The following is a 19190-nucleotide window of genomic DNA, read 5'->3' as shown; positions in this document are numbered from 1 at the left end:
TCTAATATCCCTCCAATAAACTGCAATATGTATAAATACAAGGAAAAGCCCACAAAAAGTGAGCCTTTAAGATGCAGATTCCTTGTTATTTGTTTTATTAGATCTACTTTTCTTTTTTCTATCTGAAATTACTAAAGTAGGTTCTACTTTATTCTCTATTGTTTCTTTAGTTATGACGCATTTTTCTACATCATCTCTAGAAGGAATTTCATACATAATATCCAGCATTACTTCTTCTATTATACTTCTAAGTCCTCTTGCTCCTGTCTTTCTCTCTATAGCTTTTTTAGCTATGGATACTAAAGCTTCGTTTTCAAATTCAAGATCTACTCCATCCATATTGAATAATTCTTTATATTGTCTTACAAGTGCATTTTTAGGTTCTGTAAGGATTTTTACTAGTGATTCTTCATCTAATTCCTCTAAAGTCACCGTAACTGGAAGTCTTCCTACAAATTCTGGAATCAATCCAAATTTAAGAAGGTCTTCTGGTTGAAGATGTTTTAAAAGTTCTCCTATCTTTTGTTCCTTTTGTAAAGTTATATCTGCGCCAAAACCCATAGCTTTTTTACCTACACGATTTTGAATTATCTTATCTAAACCATCAAAAGCTCCTCCAACTATGAACAATATATTCGTTGTATCAACTTGAATGAATTCTTGATGAGGATGTTTTCTTCCACCTTGAGGTGGGACATTTGCAACTGTGCCTTCTAGTATTTTCAGAAGTGCCTGCTGTACTCCTTCACCACTTACATCTCTTGTAATAGATGGGTTTTCAGTTTTTCTAGCTACTTTATCTACCTCATCTATATATATTATACCTTTTTCAGCTCTTTCTATATCATAATCTGCTGCTTGAATAAGCTTTAAGATTATATTCTCTACATCTTCTCCTACATATCCTGCTTCTGTTAAGGAAGTAGCATCTGCTATTGCAAAAGGTACATTTAATATCTTTGCTAAAGTCTGTGCTAATAATGTTTTACCAGAACCTGTAGGCCCTAACATAATAATATTACTTTTTTGTAGCTCCACATCGTTACTCTTTGTGGGTTTCTTGTTTATTCTTTTATAATGATTATAAACTGCTACGGCTAAAGCTCTTTTAGCTCTATCCTGTTTTATAACATATTCATCTAAAGTATCCTTTATGGCAGCAGGTTTTGGTAAATCTTGCATTTCATAATCGAAACTATCAATGAATTCCTCTTCAATTATTTCTTGACACAATTCTATACATTCATTACATATATAAACATTTGGCCCTGCAATAAGCCTTCTGACTTGTTCTTGGGGCTTCCCACAGAAAGAGCAACGAAGCTGTCTTTCATCATATTTTACCACGATGACACCTCACTTATATTATTTTCTTGATATTACCTCGTCTATTATTCCATATGTTTTTGCTTCTTCTGCTGTCATGTAATAATCTCTGTCTGTATCTTTAGATACCTTTTCTAATGGTTGACCTGTTCTTTCTGCCAATATTCTATTTATTCTTTCTCTTATTTCAATAATCTTTTCAGCTTGAATTCTTATATCTTCAGCCTGACCTTTAGCTCCACCTAAAGGCTGGTGTATCATAATATCAGCATTTGGCAAAGCAAATCTTTTACCTTTTGCTCCTGCTGCAAGTAAAAATGCACCCATAGATGCTGCCATACCAGTACATATAGTTGATACATCTGGTTTTATATATTGCATAGTATCAAATATAGCAAATCCTGCACTTACTGAACCACCTGGACTATTTATATAAAGTTGAATATCTTTCTCTGGGTCTTCTGCTTCTAGGAATAATAATTGTGCAACTATAAGATTTGCACTGACATCATTAACTTCACTGCCTAGAAATATTATTCTTTCTTTTAATAATCTAGAGTAAATATCATAAGATCTTTCCCCTCTGTTAGTTTGCTCTACTACCATAGGAACTAAAGTCACTTTACATCCCTCCATTAATTATTTAAATTTAACGATTGATTTAAGCAATTCAATAACCTTTTGATTAGTAATAGCTGTTTCTAAGAAAGATAAATCTCCCTTTCTCATATCTTCAATAAATTTCTCTTTATTTTCTTGCTTATAGGAATCAGCCATTTTTTCTAATTCTTTGTCTATATCTTCTTCTGTTACAGTAATATTTTCAGCCTTAGCAATAGCCTCAAGAACTAAGTCTCCTTTAACTCTTTGAGCCGCCATAGGTCTTAACTGTTCTTTTAAGCTATCTATAGTTGAATTAGTTATTTGTAAATACTGCTCTAAATTGATTCCTTGTGTTCTCATTCTATAATCAAAATCAGATAATTCATTTTGTAACTGAGTATCTATCATAGCTTCTGGTATATCCACTTCGCAAGATTCTATTACTTTTTCAATTAGATTATTTTCATTTTCTACTTCTTCTTTTTCTTTGAATTCTTTTTCTAGTTTTTCTTTAATATCATTTTTATATTCTTCTAAAGTATCAAATTCAGATACATCTTTTGCGAACTCATCATCAAGTTCTGGTAATTCTTTTTCTTTTATTTCATTTATCTTTACTTTAAATATGGCTTCTTTGCCTTTTAACTCTTCTGCATGGTATTCTTCTGGGAAAGTTACTACTACATCTACTTCTTCTCCTTTATTCTTACCCACTAATTGTTCTTCAAAACCTGGAATAAATCTTCCAGAACCAATTTCTAATTCTTGTGCTTCAGCAGTTCCACCTTGGAATTGTTCTTCTCCTACAAATCCTTTATAATCAATATTTAATATATCACCAGTTGTAACAGCTCTATCTTCTACATCTATTATTCTTCCGTTCATTTCCTGAACTGATTTTAATTCTTCTGTTATATTATCATCTGTTACATTATACTCTATTTTTTCGATTTCTATACTTTTGTAATCTCCAATATTTACCTCTGGTTTAACTACTACTTCTATTTTAACAACAATAGGTTTCCCTTTTTCTATTTCATCAATATCTACTTCTGGTTGGTCAACTGGTTCAAGCTTTAATTCTTCTACTGCATTATTATATGCTTCTGGCAAAATAAGATTAATAGCTTCTTCATAAAAAAATTCTGGACCATAATTTAGTTCTATAATCTTTCTTGGTACTTTTCCTTTTCTAAATCCTGGAATATTGAATCTTGATCTGTTTTTTATATACGCTTCTTGCGTTGCTTTTTCAAAATCTACCTCTGGTATTTCAATGGTAAAACTAACTTTATTACTCTCTTTTTTTTCTAATACAGCTTTCATTTATATTTTCCTCCTCCAGTATATTTATCCATTTTAACTAACCTATTATATCATAAAATTATAACATAACAAATAACAATATCCAACACTATAAATCACAAAAACATAGTAAAAAAACCAATGGTCCAAATCCACTGGTTTTAACATGGTGCGGGAAAGAGGACTTGAACCCCCACGTCAATGACACTAGATCCTAAGTCTAGCGCGTCTGCCAATTCCGCCACTCCCGCATAAATAAAATAAATTTAACTCACTTTATTATTATACCATGTTGTTTTTACTTGTCAATATTTTTTTAAAAGACAAGTATTACTCCCCCATCATAAGCGTATGCCGTACTAAGACCTGCTGTCTTTACTACAATTATGTCCTTGAAATTATATCTACTTTGAATTTCTCTCTTTAATTCCTCAGCTTTGTCCAGAGCATTTGCATGGGAAATGGCTAAAATCTTTTCTTCAAATTTTTCTCCAGTTTCTCCAATTATCTCAATTAGTCTCTTGAAAGCCTTTTTGGTACCCCTTACATTTTCAACTAATTTTATTTCCCCGTCATCAGTAGATCCCATAATAGGCTTTAAGTTTAATACATTAGCTATTAATCCCTTTGTTTTTGAAATCCTTCCATTTTTAATTAAATTATCTAAACTCTCTAAAATGAAAAATGTTTTCATTCCATTAATGTAACTCTCTACTTTTTCTACTATTTCAAAGTTACTTAACTGCTTTTCTACTAATTCCTGTATTTTCATAGATATTAAAGTTTCTCCTATACTTGCAGACTTTGAATCAAATACATGAATAAATTTATTTTGATCTTCCTCCTGTACCATTTCTTTTGCCAACAATGCTGAATTATATGTTCCGCTTAGCTGACTTGAGATGGTAACAGCAAAAATATTATCTGCCTTTCTGTATTCAGTTACAAAATCTCCAGGTGAAGGGCAGGAAGTCTTTACTGGATTTGAACTATTTCTCATAGCTTGAATTAATTCTATAGGATTCATGCTTTCATCATCAATAAATTTTTTATCGTCTACATCTATTTTAAATGGAACTAAGCTTATATTAAGATTTTCCTTTAGTTCTTCATTTAAATCACAACTACTATCTGCTACAATTTTATAATTCATCTAATCACCCCACATTTTTTAATTTCCTAATCTTATTTCAATAAACTCTGCTAAATCAGATGCTATTTTTAAAAGCCCTATATCTTCCTTAGCTTCAAGCATTACTCTAACTAAAGGTTCTGTACCTGAAGGTCTTATGACTACTCTTCCTTGACCTTTAAACATATCTTCAATTCTTTCTATTTCTTCTCTTATTTCTTCATTTTCATAATATTTATATTTAAGTTCATTTCTTACTTTTGCATTTACTAATATCTGTGGGAAATCAGTCATTAGATTATTTAATTCCGACATAACTTTTCCTGTAGCTTTCATTACCTCAAGTAAATGAAGTCCAGTGGCCAAACCATCTCCTGTAGTATTATAATCTAGAAAGATTATATGGCCTGATTGTTCTCCACCTAATACAAAATCTTTAGAAATCATTTCTTCCAATATATATCTATCTCCGACTTTAGTTTTTACTATATTCATACCATTTTCCTGTAAAAAGGTGTCTAACCCCATATTAGTCATTATAGTACCTACAATAGTGTTGTTTTTAAGTTTGCCTTGTTTTTTAAGATATTGTCCGCAAATAGCCAATATATGGTCACCATCTAATACGTTTCCCAGTTCATCTACGGCTATTATCCTATCTCCATCACCATCAAAAGAGATACCTATATCTGCTTTTTCTTTCAATACTAGCTCTTGAATCATCTTAGGATTAGTAGAACCACAATTTTTATTTATATTCATTCCATCTGGTTCAGTATTTATTACTACCACTTCTCCACCAAGTCTTTTTATAGTTTCAGGACCAATTTTATATAATGCACCATGCCCACAATCCATAGCAATTTTAACTCCTGTTAAATCTATATTAGATGTAGATACTAAATAATCTATGTAATCCTTTGGTCCGTTTTCTTCTTTTATTACCTTACCAATATTTTCTCCTATTGGTCTTATATCTAATTCTTTCTTATTTAATATAATGTCTTCAATTTCCTCCTCTACCTCATCTGGCAGTTTAAATCCTTGGTTATTAAAAAATTTAATCCCATTATATTCACCTGGATTATGAGACGCAGATATAACTACCCCTGATAGAGCATTATATTTTCTTATTAAATATGCCACTGCTGGAGTAGGTATAACTCCTACGGATATAACGTCTAATCCCATGGAACAAATACCTGCTGTTATGGCAGCTTCTAACATATCACCTGATGCCCTTGTATCTTTTCCTACTATTACTATACCTTTTTTTTCTTTAGCTAATATATAAGCACCTGCTCTCCCTACTTCATAGGCTAACTCTGGAGTTAAGTCCTTATTTGCAATTCCTCTAATACCATCTGTACCAAATAGTTTACCCATATTATAAACCTCCCCATTAGTGAATAACTAAAACAAAAATTCCTCATTTAATTGAGAACAGCAATCCATTGGTCGTTTTAACTATTCACTAGCTTTAAACTTTTCTTTTATAATTTCAATCAACTTTTCCTTATCATTTAATTCAGGATTTTCTAATACCTTTTCTAATAGATAATTTAATATTTCTCCTATTTTTTTTCCTTCTTTATATCCTAATTTTATCACATCATGACCATTAATTGTTAATTGTTTTTTTTCATATACTTCTTTATTTTCTATAATTCTTTTTATTTTCTCTTCTCTCTCTATTAAATCCTGTATATTTGCATCTTTATTTGAACATAGCCTATCAGCTTTATTTAATTCCAATAGTGTAAATATCCTTTCTTCTCCCATGATAGCCAATAGTCTTTTTAACCCTTTTTCTCCTAAATTATCATGCTGTGTCATATGTTTATATATTAATAAACTAACAGTTTCAATTAGTTCATTTGAAGCTTTTAGTCTTTTTAATATTTTTTCAGCTATTTTAGCCCCTACTTTATCATGATTATAAAAATGTCCTATGCCGTTTTCATCTATAGTCAATGTATGAGGCTTTCCTATATCATGTAAAAGTGCAGTAAGTCTTAATTCTAAAATAGGATCTGTATTATCTAGTACACACAGTATATGTTCAAATACATCCTTGTCATGATGAGGAGTGTGTTGATTAAATCTTACTGTATCCATTATCTCTGGCAAAACTATAGAAAGCATTCCTGTATCTTTCATTAACCTAATTCCATTTGAAGGGGTTTTACATAGTAAAATCTTAAAAAACTCTTCTCTAATTCTTTCTATGCTGATATTTAAAATATATTCACTATATAATTTACAAGCTTGAAAAGTAGATTCCTCAATTGAGAATTCAAGCTGTGATGCAAATCTAAGTGCTCTCATTATTCTTAAATAATCTTCACTAAATCTTTCTTTTGGATCTCCTACAGTTTTTATCTGTCTTTTTTTTAAATCCTCTTTTCCTTGGAAATAATCTATTAGTCCTGCTTTTTTATTATATGCCATTGAATTAATAGTAAAATCTCTACGACTTAAATCATCTATAATATTTTTTGAAAAATATACTCTTTCTGGTCTTCTTCCATCTACATACTCTCCATCTGCTCTAAATGTAGTTACTTCTACAATCCCTTCCTCTTGAACTACAACTATAGTTCCAAATTGTTTGCCTACTTCAAGAGTCTTATATTCTTTGAAAACTTCTTCTATTTCATCTGGCAAAGCATCTGTAGTTATGTCAAAATCTGAAGGTTCTCTTCCTATTAAAATATCCCTAACAGATCCGCCTACTATATATCCACTATATCCATTAGCTTCAAGCTTATCTATAATTCTATCTACATACTCTGGAATATTCCATTCCATATTATCACTCCAATATTTCATCTTATTTTAGTATATCATAGTATTTGTGGCAGACAAGTTTTTTTATACAAAGAAAGGCATTGGAAATCATTCCAATGCCTTTCTTTGTGGTTATATTCTGTATTGTAAATTAGTATTGAGTTTTAATTTATTTATAGAATTACTTTGTGAGATCTTATATTATATCTGTCTTAATCTTTATTTCTTTAATTATATTTATTGTATATAATAAATATTGATTTTATTAGAGAAATAATACAGAGTATAAATGCAACAATTGCCAATGAACCATATATTACATTTCCACCAAAACCAGTAGCATCTAGATATTTAACTGATGATGTAAAATTTCGATGTAGCAAAACCATTGTAGCTAGATTTAATAAAAAAAACATAAAAAACGAAAGACTATTATTCAAAATATTTGTTTCTTCTCTTATAAACATATATAAGAAAATAATCGCAGAAATTATGGCTAGAATAATATCAACAGTATAATGAGGAATGTATCGTTTTAAATGATCTTCACTGAAAGAGTTAATAACAGAATATGCAAAAATAAATGAAATTAATATAATTATAGTAATTGCAATTTTACTTTGAAATTTTTTAATTTTACCTTTCATACATATAATCACCTTATATGTCCACTATAAATTACATTAAAATCTCTTTTTCAAAGACAATTGGATCCATATCATTTACTTCTTTATTAAATACAATCTTCATAGACTTAACCTCCCCATCATTTATATATCTATTAGTATTTTCATTCTCCATAATTAACTCAAATAATTCATTACTTATCTTTTCAATTTCTTGATTATGTATTTCATTAACTGTATATAAATCAAATTCTATAATTAGCTCATTATTGTCTTTACCAAATCTTTTTAATTCATAGTTTTTCTTATACTGTCTTATATAATCAAATATCTCTTCCAATATTAATTTTTCGCCTTTAGACTCTTCATTTCTTAAAGTTATCATTGTTTGGGAATCCCTTGAATTGTTTATATTTGAACTATATTTTAACTTATTTTTTGTATCTGTATATAATATTTCCAATCTTCCAACTTTTGAATATTCAATAGGACTTTCCTTATGTAATATATCTAATAAATCCTTATTGGTATTTTTTGCCAGTTCATTAAAAGCTTGATCTTTTTCTGCTATAGTCCTGTCTTTTTCTAAATCAGTAGAAAATTTATCTAAATCCACCTCTATATCCAGTAGTATTTTTATATTATTAAACTTTTTTACTTCATTAATATTATCTATGGCTAATTTATCTTCTATAAATTCCAAATTAGAAACAGTATAATAATCATACCCATGTAAAAAATCATTAATTATACCTGAAAGATTTGTTACAACCTCATCATAACTAATATTTTTTACTTTATTTATATCTTCCTTAGATATACTACCAGAGCCACATGATGTTACCAACAAAAGTAAAATTATTCCAATAATATAATAATTTATTTTTTTCATAGTTAAGCTTACCTCCCTTTAATAATATGAGTAAGAGGCTATTGATTACCTCTTACTCATAATACCTATATTATATTAATATTGGATATAGAATAATCAAAGTCGTACTCGATAACCTTAATTAATAACACGAAGGGAAACCTTTCCATTTCCATGTAAGTTATACATATGTGTTATATAATGATCCCCCGACCATTCTACAAAGTCCACCTGATAAATTAGTCTTACATTATCATTAGCTATCCAAGCTGAATCAGAATGTGGATGTGCTGTAATTGATTCTCTTGCTTTACCATGCCTAAAAGTTACTGTTCCATAGTCAAGAACTTGAAGTCTTTCATTTACTAACCATTTAGCCTCTGTAGCCATCCATCCTATATAATCGTATAACCCATTATATATAGTATTATACTCCTCTCCTGTATATAACCATTCTCTTATTTCTCTATTTCCTTTTTTTATGCCTTCATACTCTCTAGGTTCAACATTTTCTTCTATCCAGTCTGCATACTCATTTAAACTCATATTCTTAGGATTTATTTGCTGCGTTTCTGCAAATACTGCACCAGATGTGGCTAATATTGCAATAATTAATAATGTACATATTCTTTTTCTCATTATAAAACCTCCATAATTTAATTATATACTTATATTCTCGTATTTTTTAACTTATTTATGGTTAAAATCCTTATATTAGGTTCCTTTTTAATATGATAAAAAGTGTAATACAGCTCTTTCAAAATCTTTATAACTTTTAAATATGTTAGCTTAATCTAGAAATCTTAATAACTTTATTTGACAAATAAAATTTTCATATTGACTTTAAGCCTAAAAACATGTTTTCCTCATATTTATACTGAATAGAAACACCCCTATATTCTTTAATAAATTAATTACTTGTAGTGGAAGAATAGAGATTTCTAGTATTAGCATTAAGCCTTATGCTTTGTATGGTTTTGTTGATAGTATGTCTAGAAAGCAACACTTTTGATAGAAACGTCAATATGATAAATTCTAATATTTTACCCCACTACTTACTAAACTCCTAGTTGCATTACTAGCTCCACTATATGTCTTTACCTCCGATGAAACTCTGCAAGTATATCTCTTAGGTACAGTAGATGTTTTATACAATGATATACTATAGGTACTACCACTTTCTCTAAATGTAACTTCACCAATTAATGTCATTTGTGAGTTAGCATATTCATTGGTATCACCTCCTATTTATATAGGGCTTTGCTTCTAATACATAACTCATACTTCGCAGTTGATTTTCCTAGTCAAACCTTGTAGTTTCAATAGTTGACTAAACTTAACTTCAAGTTTATAGAACTTCAAGTTTATAGAACTTCAAGTTTATAGAACTTCAAGTTTATAGATACACAAGTGTGTTTTAACCTATACAAGATTTATATATCTTAAACAATGAAATTTGGAAATACTCAATAAATCTATGAGGCTAACTTGTATATAAATTAACATACAAGAATGGTAAAGTCCACTTATTTCGTTCGCCTATTTTCGACAAATATAGCACGAAACATAGGTTTTGTCGGACTGATATTATTTTTTGCTATCCTTAAATCTAATTGTAAGGTGTCATACAAATCAAAACGAAGTGTTTTTAGGGTTTATGTTCTTAAAAGCAATATAAGGTATATATAGTTCTGATCAAATATTGAATTTTCAAGGTTTACAAGGGAATATTTATGTGCGAAGTTTGAATACATAACTAAAATAATATATTTAATCTTTATTAACTTTTTTCCCCAAAACCAACATTAAACTTACTACAAATATTGATATGGCCATAACCAATGCTATTTCTTTAAAATTCAATACTAATAAAGATATGGTAATTATTATCTCTGTAGTGAGAATAATACCTGTCCTCTTTTTATATATAATCCTTTCCTCTTTATCCAAAGGCTTATTGCTATCTTCTACAGGTGCTAGAAACCAGATTATAATTCCTCCTACTTCTGTTAAAGCTAGGATTATCAAATCTGTGTCTGGAATAATTTTTATTCCTAATAATACCACTAAAATTAGAGCTATAGAAAACAAATAACATTTAACTTCAGTTTTAGCATGATACCCTCCTCCATAAGCTCTAAGCGGAGTATACACTATTATAAATAAAATGCTTTCCCAGACTGCTTTAAATATAAATCCTATTAAGATCGTTGTTATGATGTTTATTAGTATTAAAAGTCCTTGATGTAATCCATAGGCATAAATCTCTTTATCCTCATCTTTTATTAGCTCATTAACAACAAAGTAGTTTGTTATTTTCTCAATCATATTATTTTCCATTAATTTTTACGAAGTTTTTCTGCACCTTTTGGCAATTCAGGCTGATGAGCAAGATACATACATGTTGTATTTACATTCATAGATGTTACCATCAATGCTAAACTTGCAAGAACTCCACCAAATCTTAAAATAACTTTCTTCAAAAGAATCATCCCCTTTGTTATTTTTTGTATATTCATTATACAATAAAAAATAATAGCTTTTTGAGAATTTGTTGAAACTTATATATGTTTTTGTTGAAACTTACAATTTTTGTATATTTGTCATTAAATTATTAAAGGACTTTGGTTTCTCAAAGTCCTAACTATCTAATCTATTAGACTCTATACATTAATATATCAACATGAAATCTATTTTCAGTATGATATACTTTCATGGTACCATCATATTTCTTTAAAATCTTTTCTATATTATTTAATTCTATACCATGAGTTTCTTTGTCCTTTTTCGTTGTTTTCATCTTTTCTCCTTCATAAACAATAGAACCATCAAAAGAATTATTAACATAAATAAATAGTATATCATTCTTATATTTAATTCTAATATCAATGATCCTATTATTCTCAACTTTGGAACTAGCTTCTATTGCATTATCTAATAAATTCCCTAAGATCACTACTGTATCCAATGGAGATATATTCAATTTCGATGGAATTTTTAGTTCCAGTGATACTAAAATTCCTTTTAATTTAGCCTCTTGTAACTTATAATTTAAAATGCTGTCTATCTCTATATTACCTGTTTCAGAAAACTGTTCCCTTTCATAGAGGCTTTCATTTATTTGTGAAATATAATCAATAGCCTTCTCTTCTCCTCCATATAGAACTCAATCCTTATTATATGTTCAACTTTTGGAGGACAAATCAATTAAAACAGACCCCCATTAGTTAGAGTTTTGTTCTAACTAATGGGAGTCTGTTCATCTTTGACCTTTTTTTATTTTAGGGCTTATTTATTATGAAACATCCCCTTTATTTATAGTTATACTCTATATTGTTTTAGTAGATTTATATTAAGTTTTACTCTGTATATCTTGAAAACGCATATTTCCCATCTGCATATACATGATATACATGGTCAACTGCATCTCTTAATCCAAATGATTCTCCTCCTGCAGCAGCCTCTCCTGTTAATGTTAGTCTAGCAATACCAGTCATTGGCTCATAATGTCTATATGTTCTAATTGTATTAACACCTGATTTAACATTTGAAAATTCAAAGAGATCATAAGTATAAGCAAGTATATTTCCCCTATCATCTGCTTCCCATTTGACACGAGTTCTTAAAGTTGCTAAATCAATCCCTTGTTGAGAAAGTATATATCTGTCAGTACTAGTATACATCCATCCACTACCCGGTCCTCTCTCCATCTGTGGCTTTCTTATAGCTTCACGAATTTCTGTCTCTCCTACTTGTTGCCTTAACTTATCCATTGAATCACCATAGAATTCTTTCACACCTATATCCTTAATAGCGAATACCTGTGTTCCAGTTAATAACATCATGATAATTAATGAAACTGATAAAACCTTTTTCATTTCTTTTCCCCCTTGTATAATATATTAAATAAATAAACTAATTTATGCACCATATTATTTAAAGTTCAAAATCATATATAAGTTGTGGTTCTTTATGCCATGGCATATTATAAATTAGTTTTAATTTATTTACAGAATTACTTTTAAAGTATTTTTTAACGTCTTCATTATTGGAGAATATTTTTATTAATTCATCATTTTTTGAATCTATATCATCAATATAAGTCTCAGTATTTGTTACTTCAAATATATTTATTTCTATAATATAATTATTAGATATATCTTCTAGCCCTAATCTTAAAATATCAACTTCATTATCTTTAGAAAATTCATTAAATATGATTGTCTGAATATTAAAGTCTTCTTCTGATTGTTTTAGACTCAATACATTTATATCTTTATCAATATCTCGAAAGTGTATATTTTCTTTTAGAATTTCTTTAAAGTTTTCAGATTCAAATACAACAGATATTGTAGAAAGTCTAAATTCTCCACCCTTCCTTTCTCTAAAAATATCAGTTATTTTATCCATACATTCTTCACTTAAATTAGTAGCTTCTTCAAAACTTAAACTTTTATCTAATATTAAGTATGCATCTATAAATATATTTGCAAACTCTTTCTTATTCTCTTTGGGTTTCATTAATAGCTTATCTTCATAGACATTTAATTCTTTTATTTCTATATTATCAAATTCCAAAATAGGCTTTTGAATTTTGCTTTGCAGTTCTTTTATAATTGTATCTGTTGAATAATTTTCAATATAAGCAAGTTCTGTATCTGTTAACTTCGTATATTCATTATCAGGTTCTGAATTTGAGCATGAAGCTAATATTAAAGGAATACTCAAAATAAGAAGAAAACCTTTATTTCTATTATTCATAAAAACCTCCAAGATTTTAAATTTCAATAAATTTACAACACAATGATTCAGCTAGTAAGTTGATTTTAATTGCTATTATCTCATATTTAAATGTAATTTTTTTAACCATAACTCAAATTGCTATCTTCTACAGATGCTAGAAATCAGATTATAATTGCTCCTACTTCTGTTAAAGCTAGGATTATCACATCTGTCTCTGGAATAGTTTTTATTCCTAATAATACTACTAAAATTAAAATTATAGAAAACAAATAACATTTAACTTCAGTTTTAGCATGATACCCTCCTCCATAAGCTCTAAGCGGAGTATACACTATTATAAATAAAATGCTTTCCCAGACTGCTTTAAATATAAATCCTATTAAGATCGTTGTTATGATGTTTATTAGTATTAAAAGTCCTTGATGTAATCCATAGGCATAAATCTCTTTATCCTCATCTTTTATTAGCTCATTAACAACAAAGTAGTTTGTTATTTTCTCAATCATATTATTTTCCATTAATTTTTACGAAGTTTTTCTGCACCTTTTGGCAATTCAGGCTGATGAGCAAGATACATACATGTTGTATTTACATTCATAGATGTTACCATCAATGCTAAACTTGCAAGAACTCCACCAAATCTTAAAATAACTTTCTTCAAACGAATCATCCCCTTTGTTATTTTTTGTATATTCATTATACAATAAGAAATAATAGGTCTTTGAGAATTTGTTGAAACTTATATATGTTTTTGTTGAAACTTACAATTTTTGTATATTTATCATTAAAATATTAAAGGACTTTGATTTCTCAAAGTCCCAACTATCTAATCCATTAAACTCTATACATTAATATATCAACATGAAATCTATTTTCAGTATGATATACCTTCATGGTACCATCATATTTCTTTAAAATCTTTTCTATATTATTTAATCCTATACCATGATTTTCTTTGTCCTTTTTCGTTGTTTTTATCTTTTCTCCTTCATAGACAATAGAGCCATCAAAAGAATTATTAATATAAATAAATAGTATATCATTCTTATATTTAATTCTAATATCAATGGTCTTATTATTCTCAACTTTGGCACTAGCTTCTATTGCATTATCTAACAAATTCCCTAAGATCACTACTGTATCCAATGGAGAGATATTCAATTTAGATGGAATTTTTAGTTCCAGTGATACTAAAATTCCTTTTAATTTGGCCTCTTGCAACTTATAGTTTAAAATGCTATCTATTTCTATATTACCTGTTTTAGAAAATTGTTCCTTTTCATAGAGGCTTTCATTTATTTGTGAAATATAATCAATAGCCTTCTCTTCTCCTCCATTTTCTATGTATCCCTTTAATGCTATTAAATGATTCTTTATATCATGACGCAAAGAACTTATATTCTCATAGGAACTATCTATAACTTCAAGCTGTCTTTGATAATAGTGGTTTTGTTCTTCAAGTATTATTTTCTCTATTTTATCTTTAAATGCTCTACTTAAAGTATCATATAAATAGAAAATAATTATGTTTATTGAAAATAATATAATAATACAAGCTACAGTTTTGTATATATCTAAGTTAAAGTTCTGTAAAAGAGTCAAGATAATATATAAACTTCCTAATGGTATTAAAAATATAGATAACCAATAAACATTTGGAATATCTATACCTTGCTTTATATTTTTATATCCCCCCATTATTAGTGCAATCATATATGAAATTATATTTATGGCAATCATTCCTATAATTGAAGAATATAATGGATTGCTACTGAAACCATTAGTATAAATAAATCCTGATAATAAGACGATTATACTTTCTATAGACATTAAAATCATATATATATTCATAATGGATATAATCTTATGTTTTATAGATGATTTATAGTTAAATGTTAAAACAAAATATAATAATATATTGCTTATAAATGTAACTACAGGAGTATTAATAGTTAAATATACAAAACTAATTACAATAAAATAAAATGTATAGGAAAAGATTTCTACTTTTTTATTTGTATTTCTGGTATCAAAGAATATATCCATGAATTTATATGTAGTATATGCCCTCAAAATATTAGTTATTAAATAAAAATAGTCATAAATATTTAATGCCATATCCTATCCCTTTCTAACTCTAACTGTAATTCTCTTACTTTCTTTCTATTTGCTTGACTAATAGGCAAAATCACTTTATTTGACATAGTAACTTGATGATATTCAAGTTTTATAATATGATTATAATTTACTAAATAGGATTTATGAATATGAATGAATTTAGATTGATTTAGATCCTCATATATATTTTTTAATCTTCCATAAAATACTTCTGACCCATTTATAGTGTGTATTATAACTTCTCTGTTTTTACTTTCAAAGTATATAATATCTCTTATTGGTAAATTGTATGTTGTATGTCCAACTTTATACTGAAAGACCTTTTCATCTCTTTGTATAATCCTTAAAGCAATCTCAAGAACCTTCTGTATTTTATTATAATTAAAAGGTTTTATAATAAAATCTAAGGGTCTTACTTTAAAAAGTTCCATTGCATAAGTTTCTTTCCCTGAAATATATATAATTTGAGTAGTTTCGTTTAACATCTTATCTCTAATTATTTGTCCCACTTCTACGCCATTCATTTCCTTTAGTTCAATATCAAGGAAAATAATATCATAATGATTATCTTGAGATAAATATAAACATAATTCCTCACCAGAATGAAAAATATCTATTTGTAATTCCTTTGAAGATTTCTTTTGAAATCTTTCTAAAATTTCCTCTAATTGATTACATATTGAATTTTCATCATCACATATAGCTATTCTTAACACTGAATACCACCTTCTATAAAATTACATATTATATCATCTTTACTTTTTAATTATATTTTATTTCTTCAATCTTATTTTACCTATATATCTTTATCTAATTGTTCTTTTATTTCATTAAGAGAGTTTTCTATATTGTTGATTTTTCTTTTTAGTCTAACAAAACCAAAAATTGGTATAGCTATAACTACTAAAACTATTATTGCAATTACAATCCATCCAATTACTAATGATGATAACGGTGGTAATACCTTAACTGTAAACATATTTTATACCCCCTATTATTCCTTACCTCTATATTATCATATAAATAATTTATTGTCCTAAAACTTGTTAAAGTTATCTCGAAACAAAAAGGACTTTGAAAAATCAAAGTCCTTTTTGTTTAATCTATATATTTTTTAAACAATACTGTTCCATTGTGTCCACCAAATCCTAATGAATTGGATATGGCGTATTTTATATCTCTTTTTACGGCAATATTTGGTGTGTAGTTTAAATCACACTCTTCATCTGGATTGTCGTAGTTTATGGTTGGAGGGATGATTCCTTCCTTTATTGCCATAAGGGTTGCTATAGCCTCTATTCCACCGGCAGCTCCTAGTAAATGACCTGTCATTGATTTTGTTGAGCTTATGTTTATATTCTTTGTATGGTCTTTAAAGACATTTTTTATTGCTAAAGTTTCTAATTTGTCATTAAAGTATGTTGATGTACCATGAGCATTTATATAATCCACATCTTCGTAACTAGCTACTGCTTCTTCCAATGCCAATTCCATAGCTCTTGTTGCCCCTCTTGCTTCTGGGTCTGGTTGAGTTATATGGAAAGCATCTGAAGTAGAGCCATATCCTACAATTTCACCATATATATTTGCTCCTCTAGAAAGTGCATGATCCAACTCTTCTAAAATCAATATACCTGCTCCTTCTCCCATTACGAATCCATCTCTCTCTTTATCAAATGGACGAGATGCCTTTGTAGGATTATCATTTCTAGTTGAAAGAGCTTTCATTGAACAAAAACCTGCCACTGAAATAGGTGTTATAGACGCATCTGCTCCACCTGCTACTACCATATCTACATTGCCTGATTTTATCATTCTAAAAGCTTCCCCTATGGCGTGGGTACTTGATGCACAGGCCGTAGTTACTGTCATTGTTGGTCCTTTAAATCCAAAGGTCATGGATATTTGTCCTGGTGCCATATTGGAAATCATCATTGGTATGAAAAGTGGGCTAACTCTACTTGGTCCTCTATCCCTTAGTTTTTCATACTCTGTTTCCATAGTCTCCATACCACCGATACCAACTCCAATTACAACTCCAACTTTATCTAAATCTAATTTATCTAAATCTATATTTCCATCTTCTATTGCTAGTTTTGAACCTACTACTGCATATTGTGTAAACCTATCCATTCTTTTGGCTTCTTTTTTATCTATATAGTCAGATGGATTAAAATCCTTAACTTCTGCACCTATTTTTGTATCAAATTCTGTAGTATCAAATCTAGTTATAAGTCCAACCCCTGATTTACCTTGTATCAAGGAATTCCAAAAATTTTCTTTTCCTATACCTATAGGAGTAACTGCTCCTAATCCTGTTATTACAACTCTTTTCATTTTTTACCTCCAATATAAGGTATTATTCTGCCTTTTTTTCTACATATTTTACTATATCACCAATGTTCTTAAAGTTTTCGGCATCTTCATCTGGTACAGAAATCCCAAACTCATCTTCTAAAGCCATCATAATTTCTACTGCATCTAATGAATCTGCTTCTAAATCCTTCATCATAGAAGTCTCCATTGTAATACTTTCTATATCATCTACTCCTAATTGCTCTGCTATTATATTTACAACCTTTTCAAATATCATTTTTACATTCCTCCTATATTTTTAATTCTGTTAGATAAATTATAAAAATAAGACTCGACTGTGAATGATTTGATTGAAATATCCAACTAAGGAAAAAAATCGTAAATTTTGCACTGTTTGAGCGTAGAGAGTTTGCAAAACTATTTTTTCTGTGTTGTGATATTTCACAAATCTTGAACTGGAGACTCGTTTTTTATAATTTATCTACCTCCCAGTCTCGAAACTCAAATCTATTTGCTCGCTTCGCTCTCATAGATTTGGTTCTCGTTGCGTTTGACCTACATCAGCTCACTATCGTTCACTGTGTTAGGTCATAACCATTCCACCATCTACATTTATTACTTGGCCTGTTATATAGTCTGATTTTTCACTGGCTAAAAATACTACTAGGTTTGCTATATCTCTTGGGTTACCAAAGGTATTTAGTGGTATTGCTTTTAGCATTGTTTCCTTTATATCCTCTTTTAATACTTCAGTCATATCGGTTTCTATAAATCCTGGTGCTATGGCATTTACTCTAATACCCCTACTGGCTAATTCCTTTGCCATGGATTTTGTAAATCCAATAACTCCAGCCTTTGAAGCACTATAATTTCCTTGACCAGCATTACCCATTATACCAACTACAGAAGTAATATTTATGATCTTTCCATATCTTTTCTTCATCATTATCCTTGTTACTGCCTTAGTAGTTAAAAATGTTCCCTTTAGGTTTACATTCATTATTTCGTCCCAATCTTCCTCTTTCATTCGAATAATGAGATTATCTTTTGTGACTCCTGCATTATTTACTAATATATCTATAGTCCCTAGTTCTTCTTCCATGGATTTTATCATTTGTAATACATCTTCTTCTATGGATACATTTGTTTTTATGGCAATTCCCTTTACTCCATGGGATTTTATTTCGTCTATTACTTCTTTAGCTTTTTCTTCATTGTTAACATAGGTAATTCCTACATTAACACCATTTCTAGCTAGTTCTAAAGCAATTTCTTTTCCTATACCTCTAGATCCTCCAGTTACTAGGGCTACTTTATCTTTTAGGCTCACTTGTTCACCCCCTCCTGTATATAGTGAATA

At 28.9% G+C, this 19190-nt stretch carries 22 protein-coding genes and 1 tRNA gene; all 23 read right to left on the bottom strand.

Features of this window, described 5'->3' with window-relative positions:
* Positions 1–66 precede the first annotated feature (66 nt).
* Positions 67–1347, bottom strand: coding sequence for an ATP-dependent Clp protease ATP-binding subunit ClpX (gene clpX / locus KQI41_RS05145; protein ID WP_216584955.1), 1281 nt, complete (start codon positions 1345–1347; stop codon positions 67–69).
* A gap of 18 nt (positions 1348–1365) precedes the next feature.
* The gene (gene clpP / locus KQI41_RS05140; protein WP_326828322.1) at positions 1366–1947 is read right to left on the bottom strand and encodes an ATP-dependent Clp endopeptidase proteolytic subunit ClpP; all 582 of its coding nucleotides are present in this window, start codon (positions 1945–1947) and stop codon (positions 1366–1368) included.
* 18 nt (positions 1948–1965) lie between these two features.
* Positions 1966–3255 carry a trigger factor gene (gene tig, locus KQI41_RS05135; protein ID WP_154439883.1) on the bottom strand — a complete coding sequence of 430 codons (1290 nt, stop codon included), beginning with the start codon at positions 3253–3255 and terminating at the stop codon, positions 1966–1968.
* Between the two features lie 146 nt (positions 3256–3401).
* A tRNA-Leu gene (locus tag KQI41_RS05130) sits at positions 3402–3485 on the bottom strand.
* A gap of 65 nt (positions 3486–3550) precedes the next feature.
* A complete protein-coding gene (locus KQI41_RS05125) occupies positions 3551–4387 on the bottom strand; it encodes a DegV family protein (protein ID WP_154439884.1) in 837 nt (278 codons plus the stop codon).
* A gap of 18 nt (positions 4388–4405) precedes the next feature.
* Positions 4406–5752 (bottom strand): phosphoglucosamine mutase, encoded by a 1347-nt coding sequence (gene glmM, locus KQI41_RS05120; protein WP_154439885.1) that lies wholly within the window; start codon positions 5750–5752, stop codon positions 4406–4408.
* 81 nt (positions 5753–5833) lie between these two features.
* On the bottom strand, positions 5834–7177 hold the full coding sequence (locus KQI41_RS05115) for a CCA tRNA nucleotidyltransferase (protein ID WP_154439886.1): 1344 nt from the start codon (positions 7175–7177) through the stop codon (positions 5834–5836).
* A gap of 206 nt (positions 7178–7383) precedes the next feature.
* A complete protein-coding gene (locus KQI41_RS05110) occupies positions 7384–7803 on the bottom strand; it encodes a hypothetical protein (protein WP_154439887.1) in 420 nt (139 codons plus the stop codon).
* Between the two features lie 31 nt (positions 7804–7834).
* Positions 7835–8674 (bottom strand): hypothetical protein, encoded by an 840-nt coding sequence (locus tag KQI41_RS05105; protein ID WP_154439888.1) that lies wholly within the window; start codon positions 8672–8674, stop codon positions 7835–7837.
* Between the two features lie 117 nt (positions 8675–8791).
* A complete protein-coding gene (locus tag KQI41_RS05100) occupies positions 8792–9292 on the bottom strand; it encodes a hypothetical protein (protein WP_154439889.1) in 501 nt (166 codons plus the stop codon).
* A 1131-nt stretch (positions 9293–10423) separates the two neighbouring features.
* A complete protein-coding gene (locus KQI41_RS05095; protein WP_195837959.1) occupies positions 10424–10981 on the bottom strand; it encodes an accessory gene regulator ArgB-like protein in 558 nt (185 codons plus the stop codon).
* 11 nt (positions 10982–10992) lie between these two features.
* Entirely contained in the window at positions 10993–11136 is a 144-nt protein-coding gene (locus KQI41_RS05090) for a cyclic lactone autoinducer peptide (protein WP_195837960.1), read from the bottom strand.
* A 173-nt stretch (positions 11137–11309) separates the two neighbouring features.
* Entirely contained in the window at positions 11310–11621 is a 312-nt protein-coding gene (locus KQI41_RS05085; protein WP_195837961.1) for an ATP-binding protein, read from the bottom strand.
* Positions 11622–12012: 391 nt separating this feature from the next.
* On the bottom strand, positions 12013–12531 hold the full coding sequence (locus KQI41_RS05080; RefSeq protein ID WP_154439893.1) for a hypothetical protein: 519 nt from the start codon (positions 12529–12531) through the stop codon (positions 12013–12015).
* Between the two features lie 58 nt (positions 12532–12589).
* Positions 12590–13414, bottom strand: coding sequence for a hypothetical protein (locus KQI41_RS05075; protein ID WP_154439894.1), 825 nt, complete (start codon positions 13412–13414; stop codon positions 12590–12592).
* Between the two features lie 143 nt (positions 13415–13557).
* The gene (locus KQI41_RS05070; RefSeq protein ID WP_195837962.1) at positions 13558–13902 is read right to left on the bottom strand and encodes an accessory gene regulator B family protein; all 345 of its coding nucleotides are present in this window, start codon (positions 13900–13902) and stop codon (positions 13558–13560) included.
* Between the two features lie 11 nt (positions 13903–13913).
* Positions 13914–14057, bottom strand: a complete 144-nt coding sequence (locus KQI41_RS05065) for a cyclic lactone autoinducer peptide (RefSeq protein ID WP_195837960.1) — start codon at positions 14055–14057, stop codon at positions 13914–13916.
* A gap of 173 nt (positions 14058–14230) precedes the next feature.
* Positions 14231–15514 (bottom strand): sensor histidine kinase, encoded by a 1284-nt coding sequence (locus tag KQI41_RS05060; protein WP_154439897.1) that lies wholly within the window; start codon positions 15512–15514, stop codon positions 14231–14233.
* Positions 15505–16230 (bottom strand): LytR/AlgR family response regulator transcription factor, encoded by a 726-nt coding sequence (locus tag KQI41_RS19075; protein WP_154439898.1) that lies wholly within the window; start codon positions 16228–16230, stop codon positions 15505–15507. Before KQI41_RS19075 ends, KQI41_RS05060 begins: the two co-directional genes overlap by 10 nt.
* Before the next feature lie 80 nt (positions 16231–16310).
* Positions 16311–16493 (bottom strand): hypothetical protein, encoded by a 183-nt coding sequence (locus tag KQI41_RS05050; protein ID WP_154439899.1) that lies wholly within the window; start codon positions 16491–16493, stop codon positions 16311–16313.
* Between the two features lie 119 nt (positions 16494–16612).
* Positions 16613–17851 carry a beta-ketoacyl-ACP synthase II gene (gene fabF, locus KQI41_RS05045; RefSeq protein ID WP_154439900.1) on the bottom strand — a complete coding sequence of 413 codons (1239 nt, stop codon included), beginning with the start codon at positions 17849–17851 and terminating at the stop codon, positions 16613–16615.
* A 22-nt stretch (positions 17852–17873) separates the two neighbouring features.
* Positions 17874–18107 carry an acyl carrier protein gene (gene acpP, locus KQI41_RS05040; protein WP_154439901.1) on the bottom strand — a complete coding sequence of 78 codons (234 nt, stop codon included), beginning with the start codon at positions 18105–18107 and terminating at the stop codon, positions 17874–17876.
* A gap of 306 nt (positions 18108–18413) precedes the next feature.
* Positions 18414–19160 (bottom strand): 3-oxoacyl-[acyl-carrier-protein] reductase, encoded by a 747-nt coding sequence (gene fabG, locus KQI41_RS05035; protein WP_216584954.1) that lies wholly within the window; start codon positions 19158–19160, stop codon positions 18414–18416.
* Between the last annotated feature and the right edge of the window lie 30 nt (positions 19161–19190).

Origin of the sequence: Tissierella pigra (assembly GCF_018917845.1) — a bacterium.
Lineage (GTDB): Bacteria > Bacillota > Clostridia > Tissierellales > Tissierellaceae > Tissierella > Tissierella pigra.
Note: the sequence above shows the minus strand (reverse complement) of the source record. Positions and strands in the feature narration are given on the sequence as shown.

Coding starts and splice junctions, on each gene's coding strand:
- KQI41_RS05115 (WP_154439886.1), bottom strand. CDS start 7,177: ATGGAATGGAATATTCCAGAGTATGTAGATAGAATTATAGATAAGCTT.
- KQI41_RS05080 (WP_154439893.1), bottom strand. CDS start 12,531: ATGAAAAAGGTTTTATCAGTTTCATTAATTATCATGATGTTATTAACT.
- KQI41_RS05060 (WP_154439897.1), bottom strand. CDS start 15,514: ATGGCATTAAATATTTATGACTATTTTTATTTAATAACTAATATTTTG.
- KQI41_RS05075 (WP_154439894.1), bottom strand. CDS start 13,414: ATGAATAATAGAAATAAAGGTTTTCTTCTTATTTTGAGTATTCCTTTA.
- acpP (WP_154439901.1), bottom strand. CDS start 18,107: ATGATATTTGAAAAGGTTGTAAATATAATAGCAGAGCAATTAGGAGTA.
- KQI41_RS05100 (WP_154439889.1), bottom strand. CDS start 9,292: ATGAGAAAAAGAATATGTACATTATTAATTATTGCAATATTAGCCACA.
- KQI41_RS05070 (WP_195837962.1), bottom strand. CDS start 13,902: ATGATTGAGAAAATAACAAACTACTTTGTTGTTAATGAGCTAATAAAA.
- glmM (WP_154439885.1), bottom strand. CDS start 5,752: ATGGGTAAACTATTTGGTACAGATGGTATTAGAGGAATTGCAAATAAG.
- KQI41_RS05125 (WP_154439884.1), bottom strand. CDS start 4,387: ATGAATTATAAAATTGTAGCAGATAGTAGTTGTGATTTAAATGAAGAA.
- KQI41_RS05105 (WP_154439888.1), bottom strand. CDS start 8,674: ATGAAAAAAATAAATTATTATATTATTGGAATAATTTTACTTTTGTTG.
- KQI41_RS05110 (WP_154439887.1), bottom strand. CDS start 7,803: ATGAAAGGTAAAATTAAAAAATTTCAAAGTAAAATTGCAATTACTATA.
- tig (WP_154439883.1), bottom strand. CDS start 3,255: ATGAAAGCTGTATTAGAAAAAAAAGAGAGTAATAAAGTTAGTTTTACC.
- KQI41_RS05050 (WP_154439899.1), bottom strand. CDS start 16,493: ATGTTTACAGTTAAGGTATTACCACCGTTATCATCATTAGTAATTGGA.
- fabF (WP_154439900.1), bottom strand. CDS start 17,851: ATGAAAAGAGTTGTAATAACAGGATTAGGAGCAGTTACTCCTATAGGT.
- KQI41_RS05095 (WP_195837959.1), bottom strand. CDS start 10,981: ATGATTGAGAAAATAACAAACTACTTTGTTGTTAATGAGCTAATAAAA.